Origin of the sequence: Sphingosinicella sp. BN140058, assembly GCF_004135585.1 — a bacterium.
Lineage (GTDB): Bacteria > Pseudomonadota > Alphaproteobacteria > Sphingomonadales > Sphingomonadaceae > Allosphingosinicella.
This window is the reverse complement of record NZ_CP035501.1, coordinates 5155410-5171969: the sequence shown is the minus strand read 5'-3', so window position 1 is coordinate 5171969 and position 16560 is coordinate 5155410. Positions and strand designations below refer to the sequence as shown.

Below are 16560 nucleotides of genomic sequence, written 5' to 3'. Positions count from 1 at the left end.
CCCGCCGTCAGGCGGCGTTGCTGCGATAGCCCGGCGCGTCGCTGTTCTCGACCCACTCGACGAGCAAGGTCAAGACGCGGCGCAGCACGATGTCCTGCTCGTCGATCTTGGCCTCGAGCGCGGCGACTCGCCGTTCCAGCGCAAGATCGCGCACCGGCTCGGCCGGGGTCGCGGGCGCGGCAGACGGAAAGGCGGGTGTCGCCGCCGTGCGTAGCGTGTGCACCCGATCGGAGATGTGCGGCTTGTCGGCGGCCATATCGGCGATCACGGTTTCCACCGCAGCTGCGCCGATCCTGTCGAGCTGCTCGATCGCGCCGTGCAGCAGGATGCGGTTGGCAAGCTGGTTAAGCCGGCGCGGAATGCCGCCGCTGTGGCGGTGCATCGCGGCATAGGCCGCGGCATCGAACGATGGGCGACCGTTCCAGCCGGCGATCGCCAGGCGGTGCACGACATAGGGTTCGATCTCGACCGGCTCCATCGCCTCGAGATGATGGGCGGCGATGACCCTCTGGCGAAGCTGCTCCAGCCCAGCATCGGTAGCCAGCCGATCCCGAAACTCAGGCTGGCCGAGCAGAAATATTTGAACCAACGCACGCCCTTGACGCGTATAGTTCGACAGCATCCTCAACTCTTCGAGGGCCGAGGTGGGGAGATTCTGGGCCTCGTCCACGATCAGCAGGGTGCGCTTGCCGCGATCCGCCTCCTCGCTCATCTGCTGTTCGATGCGGTCGAGCAGCTGCGCCTTGGGAACGCCGGTGGTCGGGATGCCGAGGCCGATCGCGGTCAGCCGGAGCATGTCGTCGCCCTCGACCTGGGTCGACACCAGGCTGATCGCGTTCAGCCGCTCGCGATCGATCGTCGCAAGCAGGTGCGCGACGAGCGTCGACTTACCGGCGCCGATCTCGCCGGTGATGGTGATGAAGCCTTCACCCTGGGCGATGCCGTAACCAAGATAGGCCAGCGCCTTCTTGTGGGTCTTGCTGTCGAACCAGAAGCGCGCATCCGGGGTGAGCTGGAACGGCCGGGCGGAAAGGCCGTAATAGTCGGTGTACATCGTTTTCCGTCCCTTCTCAGAAGGCGTAGCTGAGGCCGAAGAGGAGCGATCCGACGGTGCTGTCGAACTGCCCGGACTGGCTGGTGTAGAGACCCGCCGCGACATGCGCGCGGATGTTGTCGAGGAACAGGCGCCGCTCGTAATTGGCGGTGACTCCGGTCAGGAAGCTGCTGTCGTCGCCGGCGATGCCGCTGTCGAACCAGCCGGCATAGGCACCGACTCCGAAGCTCGACGTGCGCGTCAGCTCGCGGGTCGCCGAGGCGCTCAGGCTGAGGCTCTTGTCGGTAACGCCCTCGAGGATGAAGCTGCTGTCCGGAGGCGCGAGGTACCGACGCGTGTCGTAGCTGGCGCCCAGCCCGAAATTCCAGGGTCCGCGGCCGCCCGAGAGCAGGATGTTGGCGCCGCGGTTGCGGAAGTTGAAGCTTTCGATCGAGCGAAGCGCGTCGTCGAAGCAGGTGCCGGTGCCCGGATCGTTGCCGAAGGTGCAGCCGCCGAGGCCGATCGGCCCACCGGTCAGCGGATCCCGGCGCTGGTCGAAGCGCCGCGGCACGCCCGCAAGATCAGTGACAAGCAACCGACCAAAGCTTGCGACATTATCGTAAACCGAAGCGCTAAGTGCATAGGAATTATTGATCCTGTGCTCGAGCGATCCAACGAAGGTGGTGCCGCCATAACGGTGCCCGACGCGCGCCTGAAGTTCGGTGCGCGGGCTCGGCCGCCAGAGGATGCCGGCGTCCCAGATCAACCCGCTCTCGTCATACGCGACCAGCCGCGGCCGGGAAGGATCGGCGACCAGCCGGCCATTGGCGTCGATCACCGGCAGGCCGGCGGCGTCACGGCGGAAATCCTGGAGCGAGCTCTTCTGATCCTCGACACCGATGCCGCCGGTCACGGCAAGCGTCGGCGAGACCGGCACGACGACGTCGCCGCGCACATATTTGCCTTCGAACGTCGCGTCCAAACGGTTCATGTCCTCGCGGACGTAGCCGCCGCCGACGGTCCAGCCGAACGGCAGTTCGCCCGGGCTCATGCCGACGCTTGCGGTGAGATTGTGGACCGTGCTGCTCGTGTAGCGGTCGAAGCGTCCCTGGTTCGGTCCGACATCGCCGCCGGCCAGGCTGTCGTCATCGTCGACATAAACATAGCCGAGGCGGTAGGCAGCATTGACGGTGAGCGGGCCGGCATGGGTCGACAGGGTCGGGCCGGCATAGACGCTGTAGACCTCCGCGGCGCCGTTGTCGGCGGTGCGGAAGTTCGGCACCGGCTGGCGCGGATCGGCCGAGGCCCGTGCGGCCATCGCGCCGGCATCGAGCGCCAGCACGCCGGGCACGGCATCAAAATGGACCGAGGCGAGGCCCGAATGGCTGTCGTCGTCGGCGACGTCGCCATTCCACCCGATCCGGCGCTGGTAATCGTAGCTGATCGTGGCGGTGAGTCGCTGCCCCTCGTAGCTTGCCTCGACGCCGCCGCCGACGCCGGTATAGGTCAGCACATCGCCGTCGTTGAAATCGGCGGTAAGCACCTGTTCGATCTGCAGATAAGGATGAACGCTGGTCCGGCCGGCACCGCTGACGCTTGCCGAGGCGGCGATCGCGACCGCCGCAGCAAGTGCGATCGAAGCCAAGCTTCGGCCTCTAAGCCACGCTTTCTCGGCTATTTTCATTGGCCATATCCGTAATAGCTGCCGAAGCGGCGGCCGTTGACGGCAAAGCCGGTGCCGTTGAGCAGCAGCCGGATTTGGTCGCAGGCGGAAAGGAGCCCGACCGCTTCGCGCAGATCGGCCTCGCTGGTCTGATCGGCCCGCACCACCATCAGCAGCTGGCCGACATGGCTGGCGAGCACGGTCGCCGGCGACGCCATGAGGGCGGGCGGCGAATCGAACAGGATGATCCGGCGCGGATCGGCCAGACGGGCGAGAAGCCTCCGGGTCCGCTCCGACGCGAGGAGCTCGGTCACGTCGCCGACCGGACGCCCGGCTGGAAGCAGCGACAGGCCGCGCAGGTCCGTGCGGACGACGAAGCTCTCCGGATCGGCGTCGGGATCGGCAAGGGCATCGGTGAGGCCCGGCCCTGCCTCGAGACCCAGCAATGCGAGCACCTCAGGCTTGGGGAAATCCGCATCGATCAGCAGGACCTCGACATCCTTCTCGGCGGCGAGCGACAGCGCGAGGTTGATCGCGCAGAAGGTCTTGCCCTCATTCGGCAGCGCCGAGCAGACGAGTATGTTGCGGGCTTTGTCGTCGCTGCCGGCGAGGTTGCGCAGCAGCTGCCGCTTGACGATCCGGAACTCCTCCGCCAGCGCGCTTCCCGGCGCATCCGGCGCAATGAAGCCGCCTCGCGCCAGTGCTTCAGGATCGATCTTGCCTCCCCGCCCCGCAACGCGCGCTGACACCGTTGCCGCCGCCGGTGCAGGGCGAGGTTCGGGCGCAGGTGTGCGTAAGGGCGCGGCCGGAGCCGCGGGCGCGACCGCGGCCGGTGCTGCAGGCTGCGTGACCTCATGCGGGGCCGAGGGCGGCGTGCCGAGGCCGAAGCCGTAAAGATCGGCCGCCCGCTCGAGGAGCGAACCGCCTGCGCGTAAGGGGCTCTGGTCGTTCATCTTCATGCCCCTCACGCAACCGTGCTTCGCTGCCAGAACTCGACGGCCATCAGCAGCGCGTAGCTTCCGGCCAGCGCCCCTGCCCCGCCACCGAGCCAGAGCAGATGCTGCCGCCTCCTGGCCTTGACCACGTCGGTGACTACCTCGCTGATCGATCCGAGCACCGGCAGGCCGGTGATCGCCTCCAGCCGGCTTTGGGTCGGGAAGGTCGTCTGCAGCTGCCCCCAGACGAAGGCACCGCCGACGCCCGCTGCCAGCGCCGCGAACAGGATCGCGGTCAGCAGGATCGGCCGGTTCGGCGTGATCGGGATGCGCGGCGCGGACGGCGGATCGATGACCTTGAACTTGATCGCCGCGGTTTTGGTCTGGACGTCGCTGCGCAGGCGGACCTGCTCGCGATCCTCCAGCAATTTGTCATATTGCCGTTTCAGCACGTCGTAATCGCGGTTGAGCTGGGCCTGCTGGGCGGCGACGCCCGGCTCGGTCGCCTGCTTCGAGGAGAGCTGGGCGAGATCGGCATCGAGCTGCGCCTTGCGAACGGAGGTCGCCTGAACCTGCGCCTCGCGCTCGGCCAGCATGCCGCGCAGCGACACGTAGGCAGGATTGGGCATGCCGGCGGCACCCGACGGCCCTTCCCGGGCGGCCAGCGGCCGCAGCCGGGCGATCTGTGCCTTGAGCGCGACGACATCGGGATGGGCGTCGGTCCAGCCGCGTGCCGCGGCCTGGGCAAGCTGGGCCTGGAGCAACGCGACCTGCGACGACACCGACCCGTTGTCCGCCCCGGCCACCCCCGGCAACGTGGGCGGCGTGCTGCCGAGTTGCGCCCGCAACGCAACCAGCGAGCTTTGCGCCTGCATCATCTGCTGCTCGACGCCCGAGAGCTCCGCGCGGGCGGCGGCCATGCGAGATCCGATCGAGCCCTCACCCGGAAGCACGCCAAGATATTTCTGCTCGAATTCGACCCGGCGCTGCTCCGCGGCCTGCAGATCCTGCTCGCGGCGGCGAAGCTGCTCGTCGAGGAAGGTCAGGCTTTCGCTGGCCTCGTCACGATCCCCGGACAGGTTCGCTTCCACGAAAAGATCGAGCAGGTTCTGGACGATGCCGGCGGCTAGCTTCGCATTCTGGCCGTTGGAGAAGCCGGAAATGCTGGCCGTCGCGCTGATCTCGAACAGATTGTCCTGCTGGGCCGTGACCTTGATTGCCTTGCGCAGCGCGTCGACCTGCACGGCGAGATCGCGTTTCGTGGCGACGAGATTGTTCAATTCGGTGCGGCGGACGACCTTCTCGAGATTGTCGGTCGAGGTCAGCGTCTGCTTGATCCGGGTGATGTCGTTCTGGCGATCGGCGGCGGTGATGCCGACCTGCGTCGGCAGGATCGACTGGAGCTGGACGAACACGCGCGCCTTGGATTCGTAGCTGTTCGGGATCAGCGCCACGACCAGCCATCCGACCAGGCACAGCCCCCAGGCGACGCCGAGCGCGAGCCAGCGACGCCGCCACACCTGGTGGAGGGCAATCCGCAGCTGTTCGTAAAGTCCGTCCATCCGTGGCGTGATCCTGGTCGAGAGGAGATGAAGCCGTCAGCGTCTTCGGCGGCTCAGAACATGCTTTCCGGGATGATGATCACGTCGCCGGGCTCGAGACGGACGTTGGCAGCGGTGTCGCCCTTCTTGAGCAGTCGCGCGATCTTGAGATCATATTCCTTCTGAGCACCCGAGCCCTTGTCGTGGCGGATCAGCCGGGCACGATCGCCGGCCGCATATTCGGACAAACCGCCGACCTCGATCATTGCGTCGAGCAGGGTCATGTTGGCGCGATAGGGAAGGGAAGCGGGCTTGGCGGTGGCGCCGACGATGCGGATCTGCTGGCCGAACGTGCCCTGGAAGCTGTCGACCATGACCGAGACTCGGGGATCCTCGACATATTTGGTCAGCGCCAAACGCAGATCCTCGGCGAGCTCGGCCGGAGTCTTGCCGGCGGCCTGGAGGTCCGAAATGAGCGGCGTCGTGATCATCCCGTCGGGACGGACCTGCACCTTGCCGCCGAGATCGGTGTTGCGCCAGACGAAGATGTTGAGGCTGTCGAGCGGTCCTATGATATATTTCTCACCGGAAATATCGTCCGAGCCGACGAAGGTCGCGGGCGGCAGCCGGTTGCCGGTGGAGGGCGTCGAAGCGCAGCCGGTGAGCGCAGCCGTGCTGGCGCCGGCGGCGAGAGCGAGCTTGATCATGTGCACGCGCATCAATTTCTTCCTCTTCACGTCCACCGTCGCTGCCTGGAGCACGAACGGCCGCAGATTTGGGTCTGCTATGCTCTGAAGAGGTAAAATTACCGTTAGGAACAATCACCTTTTGGACGCCGTCCCGAACCGGGACTGCTCCTGCAGCGACGGTTAACGATGTCTTTCGATATTCCAGCTGCCCAGAACGAGTGTACCGGCAATCCATTTCGCTCGCACTGCTTCCTGGCTGCGGGGCAATACAGGTCACACCCGCTCGAGGCGAGGACAGCTTTGATCCTGCACTTTGCCGGGAAAGATCCAGCAAGAAGATGAGTGTGTCTTTACATGTTGCCGACAAGAAGTTCACGTGGCGCCGGATGCCCCAGGAACGCCTCAGGACTCGCCGAGCGTCCATAGGCGCCGGCGAGGAACAGCGCGACGAGATCGCCCACCGATGCGGCGGGCATCATGACGTCGTCGGCAAGCCGATCGAGCGGCGTGCAGAGGCAGCCGACGATGCTGACCTCCTCCTCCGGCGCCGCGCCGAAGCGGCTTGCGATCGCCACCGGGAAGTTTCGGCGGACGACCTGGCCGAAATTGCCTGAGGCGGCAAGCTGGTGGTGCATGCCGCCGTCGGTGACCAGGAAGGTCTTGCCGAAGCTGATCTTTCGATCGACGATGCGGGTGAGATAGACGCCCGCCTCCCCGACCAGCCAGCGTCCGAGCTCGATCGCAAATCCCGACGCTGCGAGAATCTTCGGACGGGCCGCCAGCGCGTCATGCAGCGCGGTACCGACCTGCTCGACGTTCAGGGGCACGTCTCCGCTGACGTACGGGATGCCGAAGCCGCCGCCCAGATTGACCATCGGCGGCGGCGCTCCGGCGGCCTCGGCCAGCCGCGCGGCGAGCGCGATCGTCGCCGCCTGCGCTTCGATCAGCGCGTCGGCCGACAGCGCCTGCGAGCCGGCGAAGATGTGGAATCCGCGAAATTCGGCATCGGCGACGATCAATTCGCGCACAAGCGACGGCACCCGCTCGGCATCGACGCCGAAGGGCCGCGCGCCGCCACCCATACGCATGCCCGATCCCTTGATCTCGAAATCGGGATTGACCCGCACCGCAAGCCGGGGGCGGCGGCCGCGCGCCCGGCCGATCGCCAGAGCGCGCGCCGCCTCGCCTTCCGATTCAACGTTCAGTGTGACGCCGGCATCGATCGCCGCGACGAGCTCATCGTCGCGCTTGCCGGGGCCGGCGAAGGAGATATCCGACGGCTCGCACCCGGCGGCGATCGCCATCGCCATCTCGCCCGCCGAGGCCACGTCGAGCCCGTCGACGTGCTTGGACATCCCTCTCAGCAGCGGGGCGTAGGAGTTTGCCTTTATGGCATAATGAAGATTGATGCCGGAGAAGGCCTTGCGAAAGCGACCGATGCGATCCGCAATCATGCAGGCATCGTAGACGAACAACGGCGTGTCCCCAGCCTCGGCGACGAGATGGTCGGCGCGGCGTCCGCCGATCAGCAGCAGCATCCCATCCGCGTCGAACCCGTCTGGGATCGGACCCATCCCCTTGCTCATGCCATCAGCTCCTGCTTCAGCCTTTCGCGATCCAGCTTGCCGTTGGGCGAACGCGGCAAATCGTCCCGCCACAGGATTGCGGACGGTTGCATGAAATTGGGCAACTCGCGCCTGAGGTAGGCGCGGAGCTGCTCGTCCGGTCCCGGGCCGCGGACGATCAATGCGATCGCTTCTCCGAACCGATGGTCGGGGTAACCGAGCGCCACCGCCTCCGCGACGACGCCGCTCGCCACCGCCGCCTCCTCGACCTCGGTCGGGCTGACACGATTGCCGCTGGTCTTGATCATCGCATCCTCACGGCCGACGAAATAGAGCAGGCCCGATGCGTCGCTGCGCACCCGGTCGCCGGACCAGACCGCGAGGCCGCCATGTTCCGAATGCGCGGGTGCCGGTTTGAACCGCTCCGCCGTCCGCTCGGGATCGTTCCAATAGCCTTTCGCCACTAGCGGGCCAGCATGGACGAGTTCCCCCTCCTCGTGCGGCGCCGCGGGCGAGCCGTCGGGGCGCACCGCCATGATCTCGGCGAACGGAATGGCGGTCCCGATCGAGTCGGGATGCTCGTCGAGCAGAGCGGGATCGAGCGACGTTGAGCGAAACGCTTCGGTCAGACCGTACATCAGGTGGATCTCTGCGGCCGGGAACAGCTCGCGCATCCGCCGTACGATCGAAACCGGCACCCTTCCGCCCGAATTGGTCAGCCGGCGAAGCGAAAGAGCGGCACGAGGCGGCCAGGCGGCCTCCACCAGTTGCACCCACAGCGGCGGCACGCCGGCAAGGGTGGTGATGCCGTGCGCTTCGATCGCGCGGATGACGTCCTTGGCCGCGAGATATTCGAGCGGGACCACGGCTGCGCCGGCCGCCCAGCTGGAAAGCAGCTGATTCTGGCCGTAATCGAAGCTCAACGGCAGCACGCCCAACACGCGGTCGGCCGGCGTCAGCCCCAGATAATGCGCGACGCTGATCGCCCCCAGCCACAGATTGGCATGGCTGAGCATCACCCCCTTTGGGCGGCCGGTCGACCCGGACGTGTAGAGCAGAGCGGCAAGAGTCTCCGGATCCGCGTCGGAGAGGCCGAGCCGATCCTCGTCCGCGAGCATCGCCGCGCCGCCCTCCTCATCCAGCACCGGGCAGGACACGTCGTCCGCCGCCAGGCCGGCAAGCCGCGCCTTGCCGCTGATCAGCAGGCCGGCACCGCTGTCGGCGAGGATGTGCGCCACCTGAGCGCGTTTCAGCACCGGGTTGATTGGAACGTGGACGAGCCCGGCCCGCGCGCAGGCGAGCGGCAGTAGTGCGGTCATCCGGCTTTTGGGCAGCCAGCTGGCGACGCGTGCGCCGGGCGCCAGACCTCGGCTGCGGAGCGATGCCGCAAGCCGTCCGATCTGATCCTCGAGACCCGCATAATCGAGCAGGCCCTCACGGGTGAGCAGCGCCGGCGCGGCGGGCGCGCCGCGCATCGGCAGATGGTCGAGCGGTCTTGGTTGGGGATCGGGGGCTTGCACCTTGGCTCCTGGCTGCGCCACATCGTCGGCCCAGGGGGATTAGCGCTTTGACCGCCGAGGTGGAACTGTTCGATGCGTGGGACGCGGTCGCTTCGGCGGCGGGCGGCACGCTCGACGCGCGCCGATCGCTGTTCGCGCGCCTCGCCTGGTTCCGCCTTCTGGCCCGCCACTGCCCGCCCCCCGGTGCCCTGCTCGCAGCGCGCTCGGGAGGCACCTGGCTGTTCCTGGCGCGGAACGGCCGCCGCGCGTCGGCTTATGCCAATTGGTACAGCCTGCGCTTCGGTGCGATCGGCAGCGCCGACGGTATCGCGGCGATTGCCCGGAAGCTTCGCAGCGTGCGGCTCGCATCGATCGAAATGACACCGATCGAGGACCCTGCCCCACTGGCCGCAGCGTTTCGTGCCGCCGGCTGGATCGTGTTCGTTGCTCCGGCTACGACGTCATGGCGGATCGAAACGACGGGCCTGAGCTTCAGGGACTATTGGGCCTCTCGCCCGTCGCGGCTGCGCAACACCGCGGAGCGCCGCGCCAAGGCGATTGAAACGCGTATTTACCGTCGCTTCGACGACGAGGCTTGGCGTGCCTATGAAGAGATTTATCGGGCCAGTTGGAAACCCGAGGAGGGGTCTCCGGCGTTCCTGCGTGCGCTTGCCGAGCAGGAGGGCGATCGTCTGCGGCTTGGGCTCGCCTTTCATCAGGGGCGGCCCGTGGCAGCCCAATTCTGGTTGATCGAGAATGGCATCGCCACCATTCACAAGCTCGCCTATCGCGAGGATGCCAGGCAGCTTTCGCCGGGAACCGTGCTGTCGATGGCGATGTTCCGCGCCGCTCTGGACGAGGATCGCGTCGAAGCGATCGATTACGGGACGGGAGACGAACCCTATAAAAGCGACTGGATGGATACCCGCCGCCTGCTCTGGCGGATCGAGGCTTTCTCACCGAGCACGGCCTCGGGCTTAGGCGGCGCTGCTCGGCGTCTGGTGTCCGATCTTGTCCGGCGAGGCGTGAGACGGTAGGCCGCGCAGACAGTCGAGGGGAATTGGGATCATGGTTGCCGCGTTGAACGACGATCAGGAAGTGGACGCGACCCTGCGCGCGGTGTTGGTCGACGTGCTCGGGCTCGGCGTCGACCAGGTCGCGGCCTTCACGGACTCGACCGCTCTGTTCGGCGATCTTCCCGAGTTCGACTCGATGGCGGTTGCCGGCCTGCTCAGCGAACTCGAGGAACGGCTCGGGATCCTGATCGAGGATGACGAGGTGGATGCCGACATGCTCGAAAGCTACGGCCGGCTTCTGACCTTCCTCAGGGCCAAGGCGCTGCGGTGAACCGCAGCGATCTCGCCTACGATCGCTACACCACCAACGGCAACGAGGAATGGCTGCTGCGGATCGGACCCGCAGACGCGCCGGCCTTGCTGGTCCTGCCGCCGCTCTTCGAAGAGTTGAATCGGCTGCGCGCAACCATCGTCGCGACGATGCGGCTGCTGGCGGAGCGCGGCTGGCGCTGCCTGCTGCCGGATCTTCCCGCCACCGGCGAGAGCATCCGCCCGCTCGAGACGCTCACCTGGGCCGACTGGCGCCGGGCCGCAGCCGATTGCGCGCCCTCCGACTTGCGCGCCACCATCGCCTTCCGCGGCGGCGCCCTGCTCGACGATGCGGTCGCCGTCGGCTGCGCCTGGCGGCTCAGTCCGGTGTCGGGAGCGTCCCTCGTCCGCGATCTCGAGCGTACGGCGCTCACCGACGACAGCGCGACCGGCGGCTATTCGCCCTCCGAGGCACTGCGCACGGACCTCATGGCAGCCATCCCCGCCGTCCCCCCGCGCCTCCGGACGCTAAGGTTGAGCACCGACCCCGCACCAGCCGATTGCCGGATCGAGGCTACCCCCTTTTGGCGCCGAGCCGAACCTCAGACTTCATCTGAACTTACCGACATACTTGCCTCCGACATCGACACTTGGGCCCGCGCATGCGCCGCCTGCTGACGATTGACTGTGGGGGTGCCAGGCTCGGCGCCTCGCTCGATCTCGCGTCCGGCACCACCGGTCTTCTGTTCGTCACTGGCGGCAGCCAGACACGGATCGGCTCGCACCGCTTGTTCGAACGACTGGCGGCGGCGCTCGCCGGCGACGGCACACCCTGCTTCCGCTTCGACCGTCGCGGGATCGGCGACAGCGAAGGCGAGGATGGCGGGTGGCGTAGCAGCGGACCGGACATCACCGCTGCAACTGCGACATTTCGGCGCGAATGCCCGTCCCTCGAACGGATCGTCGGCATCGGCCTGTGCGACGGTGCCACCGCACTTGCCCTGTTCGGGGCCGATGCCGGCGTCGACGGCCTGATCCTGCTCAACCCCTGGCTGGTCGAGACGCGTCCGGGCGAGCTGCCGGCAGCGGCGATCCGACGCCATTACCAGGAACGTCTCACGACTCCTGCGGGCCTGCGAAAAATCCTTTTCGGGTCAGTGTCCTGGAAGAAGGCACTGACAGGCATTCGAAAGATGGCACTGCCCGAGAACCGCGCCCTTTCGGACGAAGCGGCGCAGGCGCTGAGGCGACATGCCGGGCACATCGAAGCGATCCTCGCCAGCGACGACGAAACCGCGATCGCTGCCGAACGGGAACTCGCCCGGCCGGTCTTCGACGGCGTGCTGACCCGAGCCCCGGCGAAGCTCCCCACCGGATCGCACACCTTCGCCCGTCCCGCGGATCTGGAGCGGCTGCGCGCTGCGGTGGAGGCGGCGCTCGCCCGCCTCTGACCCTCAGGCAGCGACGGCGGCTTCGAACTCGGCTTCGGCCAGGAAGCGCTCGGCGTCGAGCGCGGCCATACAGCCGGTGCCGGCGGCGGTGACTGCCTGACGGTAGGTCTTGTCCATCACGTCGCCGCAGGCGAACACGCCCTCCACGCTGGTGCGCGTGCTGCCGGTCTCGACCGCGATATAGCCGTCCTCATCAAGCGCGAGCTTGTTCTTGAACAACTCGGTCGCCGGTGAGTGGCCGATGGCGACGAAGCCGCCATCGACTTCGATCTGCGAAATCTCGCCGCTCCTGGTGTCGCGCAACTGGATGCCGGTCAGCCCCTCCGGGTCGCCGCCGGCGACGAACTTGTCGACCGCCTTGTTCCAGAGGATCTTGATGTTGGGATGCGCAAACAGCCGCTCCTGGAGGATCTTCTCGGCCCGAAGCGTGTCGCGGCGATGGATGAGGGTGACGTCATGGCTGTGGTTGGTCATGTAGAGCGCCTCTTCCACCGCCGTGTTGCCGCCGCCGATCACCGCCACCTTCTTGCCGCGGTAGAAGAAGCCGTCGCAGGTCGCGCAGGCGGAGACGCCTTTGCCCTTGAGATGCTCCTCCGACGGAAGATTCAGCCACTTCGCCTGGGCACCGGTCGCGATCACGAGGACGTCGCCCGTATAGATGGTGCCGCCGTCGCCGATCAGGCGGAACGGACGCCGCGACAGATCGACCTCGACGATATGGTCCCACATCATCTGGGCGCCGACATGCTCGGCCTGCGCCTGCATCTGCTCCATCAGCCAGGGTCCCTGGATGACATCGCGGAATCCGGGGTAGTTTTCGACATCCGTCGTGGTCGTGAGTTGTCCGCCGGGCTGGATGCCCTGAACGACGATCGGCGCCATGCCGGCCCGCGCGCCGTAGATGGCGGCGGAGAGTCCGGCGGGGCCGGAGCCCAGGATCAGCATGCGGGTGGAATGGGTGGCGGTCATGCGTTGTCGTTTCCGAATGTGCGTTTCGCCGCTGAGATAGGGTGCGGGGGTCCTTCCGCGCAACCATCCATTTGCCGCCCCTGCCCGCCACTGGTAGAGGCGCCGGCATAGCGAAACCAAGGACCACGGAGAGGCTGCCATGAACGCGCCGACCAACCTTCACGACAATCCCCTCGGCCTCGACGGCTTCGAATTCGTCGAGTTCACCGGACCCGATCCCGAAGCCCTCGCCGGCCTGTTCACGGCGATGGGCTTCACCCATCTCGGTAACCACCGTTCCAAGAACGTCCGCCATTATGGCCAGGGCGACATCAACTTCATCCTCAACATGGAGCCGGCGGGTCAGGCGGCCGAGTTCCGCCAGGCGCACGGGCCTTCGGCCAACGGCATGGCCTTCCGCGTGAAGGACGCCAAGCGCGCCTTCGAGATGGCGATCGAACGCGGCGCCAAGGCTGTTGAAACGAGGCGCGGCCCCGGCGAGCTCGAAATCCCCGCGATCGAGGGGATCGGCGGTTCCTATCTGTATCTCGTCGACCGCTACGGCGCCGAGCAGATTTACGATGTCGACTTCGAACCCGTCCCCGGAGCGGTCCGGGACGCCAATGGCGCCGGTCTGCACACGCTCGATCACCTTACCCACAACGTCAACCGTGGCCGGATGACCCATTGGGCCGAGTTCTACGAGCGCATCTTCAACTTCCGTCAGATCCGCTATTTCGACATCGAAGGGAAACAGACCGCCTTGCTGTCCAAGGCGATGACCGCGCCGGACGACAAGATCCGCATCCCGCTCAACGAGAGCCAGGACGAGCACAGCCAAATCGAAGAGTTCCTGCGCGAATATAGGGGCGAAGGAATCCAGCACCTTGCGCTTGCCACCGACGACATCTTCGCAACGGTCGACGCGCTCCGCGCCAACGGCATCCGCTTCCAGGACAGCCCCGAGACCTATTTCGACATGATCGACGCTCGCCTCCCCGGCCATGGCCACAGCGTCGAGGAAATGCGCAAGCGTCGGATCCTGATCGACGGCTCGCCCGAGACGGGCGAAGGCCTGCTGCTGCAGATCTTCACCGAGAACATGATCGGTCCGATCTTCTTCGAGATCATCCAGCGCAAGGGCAATCAGGGCTTCGGCGAGGGCAATTTCAAGGCCCTGTTCGAATCAATCGAGCTCGATCAGATCCGCCGCGGCGTCCTGCCGACGGCGACCGATCACGGCTGATACAGCCCCTCCGTAGCATCAAGCCGCCGTTGTGACCTCGACGCCAGCCTGCGGGCACGGCGCCGAGGCACTGCGATCCTTCGGTGAACGGTTTCGATTCAACGGTTAAGCGGCAATTCTCGCGTTGGATTTCCGTTTCTTCGCCTATAATGAGGACATGGGGCGGCGCTGGGCGCGGCGTTGGGAAATTTGCAAGCGGAGGATGTGACGTGGGGGGAGCAATCGCCTTGGCCGTCGGGGTTTTGTCGAGCTACACTTTCTACCGGCTCAAGGATCAGGAAGAGCTGCGCGGTTGGGAGCAGAAGATGCTGCGTCCCGCCGGCTACATGCTCGTCGCCCTTTTCCTGGGGCTGGCCGGTCTCCTGTTCGCGATGATGGCCTTCGATTTCACCCAAGCCTGATTTCGAGAAGCTGCGCGCGGTTGAAGGCGGCGCCGGGACTGACCATCTTCGGGCGATGGCCGCTCATCGACACGCCCTCACCTTTCTTGCAGGATTACTGCTTCTCTTTATCGGCGCCTTAGCACCCGCCGGCGCCGCACCCTCGGCGCAGAGCCAGGCGACAGCAGTCTTCGCTGGCGGCTGCTTCTGGTGCACCGAAGCGGATTTCGAGAAGGTGCCGGGTGTGATCCGCGCGGTCTCAGGCTTCACCGGCGGCAAGCTTGCCAACCCCAGCTATGAACAGGTTTCGGCAGGTGGCACCGGTCATTATGAAGCGGTGACGGTTCTCTACGATCCGAACCGCGTGTCTTACGCGGCTCTCGTCAGCCACTTCTTCAGGACCATCGATCCGACCGATGGCGGCGGCCAATTCTGCGATCGCGGCGACAGCTATCGTACGGCGATCTTCGTCAAGAATGCCGACGAGCGAAAGATCGCCGAAGCCGCCAAGGCGGAGGCGAACCGGGTGCTCGGCGGCAAGGTCGTCACCCCGGTCGTCGCGGCTTCCCGCTTCTACGCAGCCGAGACCTATCACCAGGATTATTACAAGAAGAACCCGGTCCGGTATCGCTACTATCGCTACCGGTGCGGCCGCGATGCGCGTCTCGAGGAGGTCTGGGGAAAACGCTGACCTCAGGTCGCGCTCGACCGATCGTTGCGGCGGCCGCCTTCACCTGGCTTGCCAAACAACGGAGTCGCTACGCACGCTCTCGCGGCTAAAATACTTCATCCATGTGAATTGAGCGGACCTCTTGGCTGCTCGATCCCGCGTTCACGCCCGATGCAACGGTGGTGCCGAGCGCAATCGCCCTGCGGCTCCGGGGGCGAGCGCATCTGCGGGGGTGAGCACGCCATTGCACCGCCTGGCTCTTTCCCTGCGCCCCTGCACACAGAAGGTATCGCCATCAAAGCGGCCCGACTGCCGGAAAATCCTGATGTGAATCAAGATGGTGACACAAAGTACCGGGAGCGTGAGCCGCTCGGGTCCCGTCGCCGGGAGCGGCTGGAACCATGACGTCGCGATCCGGTTAGGGAGCAAAGCGCAACGAAGGAGCTCCCTCATGCTGGCAATGGATTATCGAGGCCCTTACCGGGTCCGGGTCAAAGACAAGCCGATCCCCAGGATCGAGCATCCCCGGGATGCGATCGTCCGGGTCACCCGCTCCTGCATCTGCGGTTCGGATCTCCATCTCTACCATGGCATGGTGCCCGACACGCGCGTCGGCATGACCTTCGGACACGAATTCTGCGGCATCGTCGAGGAAGTCGGCGCAGAGGTCACCAATCTGAAGGCCGGCGATCACGTGCTCGTTCCGTTCAACATCGCCTGCGGCCAATGTCATTTCTGCCAGCAGGGCCTGTTCGGAAACTGTCACGAATCCAATCCTCAGGCGACGGCGGTCGGCGGGATCTACGGCTATTCTCACACGGCCGGCGGCTATGACGGCGGCCAGGCGGAATATGCGCGCGTGCCCTATGCCGATTTCGGGGCGACCGTGATCCCCGACTGGATGGATCCGGACGACGCCGTGCTGCTCACCGACGTCGTCCCGACCGGCTACCAGGCCGCCGAAATGGGCGGTATCCAGAAGGGCGACACGGTGGTCGTATTCGGCGCGGGCCCGGTGGGCCTCATGGCGGCGCGCTCCGCCTGGCTGTTCGGCGCCGGCCGCGTGATCGTGTTCGACCACATCGATTACCGGCTGGAATTCGCACGGACCTTCGGCCCGGCCGAAGTCTACAACTTCAAGGAGGTCGACGACGTGGTCGTCTTCATGAAGAAGACCACCGACGGCCTCGGTGCGGACGTCGCGATCGACGCCGTCGGCGGCGATGCCGCGGGCAACGCGCTGCAGTGGCTGTTCGGCACCAAGCTCAAGCTCGAGGCGGGCAACGCGATCGCGCTGCACTGGGCGATCAACTCGGTGAAGAAGGGTGGTATCGTGTCGATCGTCGGCGTGTACGGGCCGACCGGCAACATGGTCCCGATCGGCAACGTCGTGAACAAGGGCCTGACCCTGCGCGCGAACCAGGCCTCGGTGAAGCGGTTGCTGCCGCGGCTGATCGACCATGTGAAGGCCGGGCACATCAATCCCAAAGCGATGATCACCCACCGCGTGCCGCTGGAGGATGTCGCCGACGCCTACCACATGTTCTCGGCGAAGCTCGACGGCTGCATCAAGCCGGTGCTGATCCCGAACGCGGCCTGAGCGAAGAGGAGCCGA

Annotated in this window: 16 protein-coding genes; 8 read left to right on the top strand and 8 right to left on the bottom strand. The window is 66.2% G+C overall.

The window, feature by feature from the left end:
* Nucleotides 1-7: 7 nt before the first annotated feature.
* From ETR14_RS23455 to ETR14_RS23425, 7 genes are all read right to left on the bottom strand, one after another.
* Nucleotides 8-1054 (bottom strand): ExeA family protein, encoded by a 1047-nt coding sequence (locus ETR14_RS23455; protein ID WP_129389719.1) that lies wholly within the window; start codon nucleotides 1052-1054, stop codon nucleotides 8-10.
* A gap of 16 nt (nucleotides 1055-1070) precedes the next feature.
* Complete coding sequence (locus tag ETR14_RS23450) at nucleotides 1071-2678, bottom strand: hypothetical protein (protein WP_129389716.1); 1608 nt, start codon at nucleotides 2676-2678, stop codon at nucleotides 1071-1073.
* 35 nt (nucleotides 2679-2713) lie between these two features.
* Nucleotides 2714-3649 (bottom strand): exopolysaccharide biosynthesis protein, encoded by a 936-nt coding sequence (locus ETR14_RS23445; protein ID WP_129389713.1) that lies wholly within the window; start codon nucleotides 3647-3649, stop codon nucleotides 2714-2716.
* A gap of 11 nt (nucleotides 3650-3660) precedes the next feature.
* Nucleotides 3661-5193, bottom strand: a complete 1533-nt coding sequence (locus ETR14_RS23440) for an XrtA system polysaccharide chain length determinant (protein ID WP_129389710.1) — start codon at nucleotides 5191-5193, stop codon at nucleotides 3661-3663.
* Between the two features lie 53 nt (nucleotides 5194-5246).
* Complete coding sequence (locus ETR14_RS23435; RefSeq protein WP_129389707.1) at nucleotides 5247-5891, bottom strand: XrtA/PEP-CTERM system exopolysaccharide export protein; 645 nt, start codon at nucleotides 5889-5891, stop codon at nucleotides 5247-5249.
* A gap of 320 nt (nucleotides 5892-6211) precedes the next feature.
* Nucleotides 6212-7447 carry a pyridoxal-dependent decarboxylase, exosortase A system-associated gene (locus ETR14_RS23430; RefSeq protein WP_243455656.1) on the bottom strand — a complete coding sequence of 412 codons (1236 nt, stop codon included), beginning with the start codon at nucleotides 7445-7447 and terminating at the stop codon, nucleotides 6212-6214.
* On the bottom strand, nucleotides 7444-8901 hold the full coding sequence (locus ETR14_RS23425; protein WP_129392309.1) for an acyl-CoA ligase (AMP-forming), exosortase A system-associated: 1458 nt from the start codon (nucleotides 8899-8901) through the stop codon (nucleotides 7444-7446). The genes ETR14_RS23430 and ETR14_RS23425 overlap by 4 nt, the downstream gene beginning before the upstream one ends.
* Before the next feature lie 92 nt (nucleotides 8902-8993).
* Here ETR14_RS23425 and ETR14_RS23420 point away from each other — a divergent pair, with 92 nt between their 5' ends.
* The 4 genes from ETR14_RS23420 to ETR14_RS23405 are packed head-to-tail and all read left to right on the top strand — an operon-like array spanning nucleotide 8994 to nucleotide 11701.
* Nucleotides 8994-9962: a GNAT family N-acetyltransferase gene (locus tag ETR14_RS23420; RefSeq protein ID WP_129389704.1), complete on the top strand. Its 969-nt coding sequence runs from the start codon at nucleotides 8994-8996 to the stop codon at nucleotides 9960-9962.
* Nucleotides 9963-9993: 31 nt separating this feature from the next.
* Nucleotides 9994-10272: an acyl carrier protein gene (locus tag ETR14_RS23415; protein ID WP_129389701.1), complete on the top strand. Its 279-nt coding sequence runs from the start codon at nucleotides 9994-9996 to the stop codon at nucleotides 10270-10272.
* Nucleotides 10269-10928: a hypothetical protein gene (locus ETR14_RS23410; RefSeq protein WP_129389698.1), complete on the top strand. Its 660-nt coding sequence runs from the start codon at nucleotides 10269-10271 to the stop codon at nucleotides 10926-10928. Before ETR14_RS23415 ends, ETR14_RS23410 begins: the two co-directional genes overlap by 4 nt.
* Nucleotides 10913-11701 carry a hydrolase 1, exosortase A system-associated gene (locus tag ETR14_RS23405; protein ID WP_129389695.1) on the top strand — a complete coding sequence of 263 codons (789 nt, stop codon included), beginning with the start codon at nucleotides 10913-10915 and terminating at the stop codon, nucleotides 11699-11701. Before ETR14_RS23410 ends, ETR14_RS23405 begins: the two co-directional genes overlap by 16 nt.
* Before the next feature lie 3 nt (nucleotides 11702-11704).
* Here ETR14_RS23405 and trxB read toward each other — a convergent pair whose 3' ends face one another.
* Nucleotides 11705-12670, bottom strand: a complete 966-nt coding sequence (gene trxB, locus ETR14_RS23400) for a thioredoxin-disulfide reductase (RefSeq protein WP_129389692.1) — start codon at nucleotides 12668-12670, stop codon at nucleotides 11705-11707.
* A gap of 139 nt (nucleotides 12671-12809) precedes the next feature.
* Here trxB and hppD point away from each other — a divergent pair, with 139 nt between their 5' ends.
* The 4 genes from hppD (at nucleotide 12810) to ETR14_RS23385 (ending at nucleotide 16545) form a co-directional block, all read left to right on the top strand.
* Complete coding sequence (gene hppD / locus ETR14_RS23395) at nucleotides 12810-13895, top strand: 4-hydroxyphenylpyruvate dioxygenase (RefSeq protein WP_129389689.1); 1086 nt, start codon at nucleotides 12810-12812, stop codon at nucleotides 13893-13895.
* 227 nt (nucleotides 13896-14122) lie between these two features.
* Entirely contained in the window at nucleotides 14123-14296 is a 174-nt protein-coding gene (locus tag ETR14_RS28605; protein WP_165356592.1) for a hypothetical protein, read from the top strand.
* A 55-nt stretch (nucleotides 14297-14351) separates the two neighbouring features.
* On the top strand, nucleotides 14352-14966 hold the full coding sequence (gene msrA / locus ETR14_RS23390; protein ID WP_129389686.1) for a peptide-methionine (S)-S-oxide reductase MsrA: 615 nt from the start codon (nucleotides 14352-14354) through the stop codon (nucleotides 14964-14966).
* A gap of 430 nt (nucleotides 14967-15396) precedes the next feature.
* Nucleotides 15397-16545, top strand: coding sequence for a zinc-dependent alcohol dehydrogenase (locus tag ETR14_RS23385; RefSeq protein WP_129389683.1), 1149 nt, complete (start codon nucleotides 15397-15399; stop codon nucleotides 16543-16545).
* The last annotated feature ends 15 nt before the right edge of the window (nucleotides 16546-16560 follow it).

Bases quoted from the DNA above. Each gene is read 5' to 3' on its own strand.
- ETR14_RS23455 (WP_129389719.1), bottom strand. From the start codon at position 1,054: ATGTACACCGACTATTACGGCCTTTCCGCCCGGCCGTTCCAGCTCACC.
- ETR14_RS23445 (WP_129389713.1), bottom strand. From the start codon at position 3,649: ATGAACGACCAGAGCCCCTTACGCGCAGGCGGTTCGCTCCTCGAGCGG.
- ETR14_RS23440 (WP_129389710.1), bottom strand. From the start codon at position 5,193: ATGGACGGACTTTACGAACAGCTGCGGATTGCCCTCCACCAGGTGTGG.
- ETR14_RS23435 (WP_129389707.1), bottom strand. From the start codon at position 5,891: ATGCGCGTGCACATGATCAAGCTCGCTCTCGCCGCCGGCGCCAGCACG.
- ETR14_RS23430 (WP_243455656.1), bottom strand. From the start codon at position 7,447: ATGAGCAAGGGGATGGGTCCGATCCCAGACGGGTTCGACGCGGATGGG.
- ETR14_RS23425 (WP_129392309.1), bottom strand. From the start codon at position 8,901: ATGCGCGGCGCGCCCGCCGCGCCGGCGCTGCTCACCCGTGAGGGCCTG.
- ETR14_RS23415 (WP_129389701.1), top strand. From the start codon at position 9,994: ATGGTTGCCGCGTTGAACGACGATCAGGAAGTGGACGCGACCCTGCGC.
- ETR14_RS23405 (WP_129389695.1), top strand. From the start codon at position 10,913: ATGCGCCGCCTGCTGACGATTGACTGTGGGGGTGCCAGGCTCGGCGCC.
- trxB (WP_129389692.1), bottom strand. From the start codon at position 12,670: ATGACCGCCACCCATTCCACCCGCATGCTGATCCTGGGCTCCGGCCCC.
- hppD (WP_129389689.1), top strand. From the start codon at position 12,810: ATGAACGCGCCGACCAACCTTCACGACAATCCCCTCGGCCTCGACGGC.
- msrA (WP_129389686.1), top strand. From the start codon at position 14,352: ATGGCCGCTCATCGACACGCCCTCACCTTTCTTGCAGGATTACTGCTT.
- ETR14_RS23385 (WP_129389683.1), top strand. From the start codon at position 15,397: ATGCTGGCAATGGATTATCGAGGCCCTTACCGGGTCCGGGTCAAAGAC.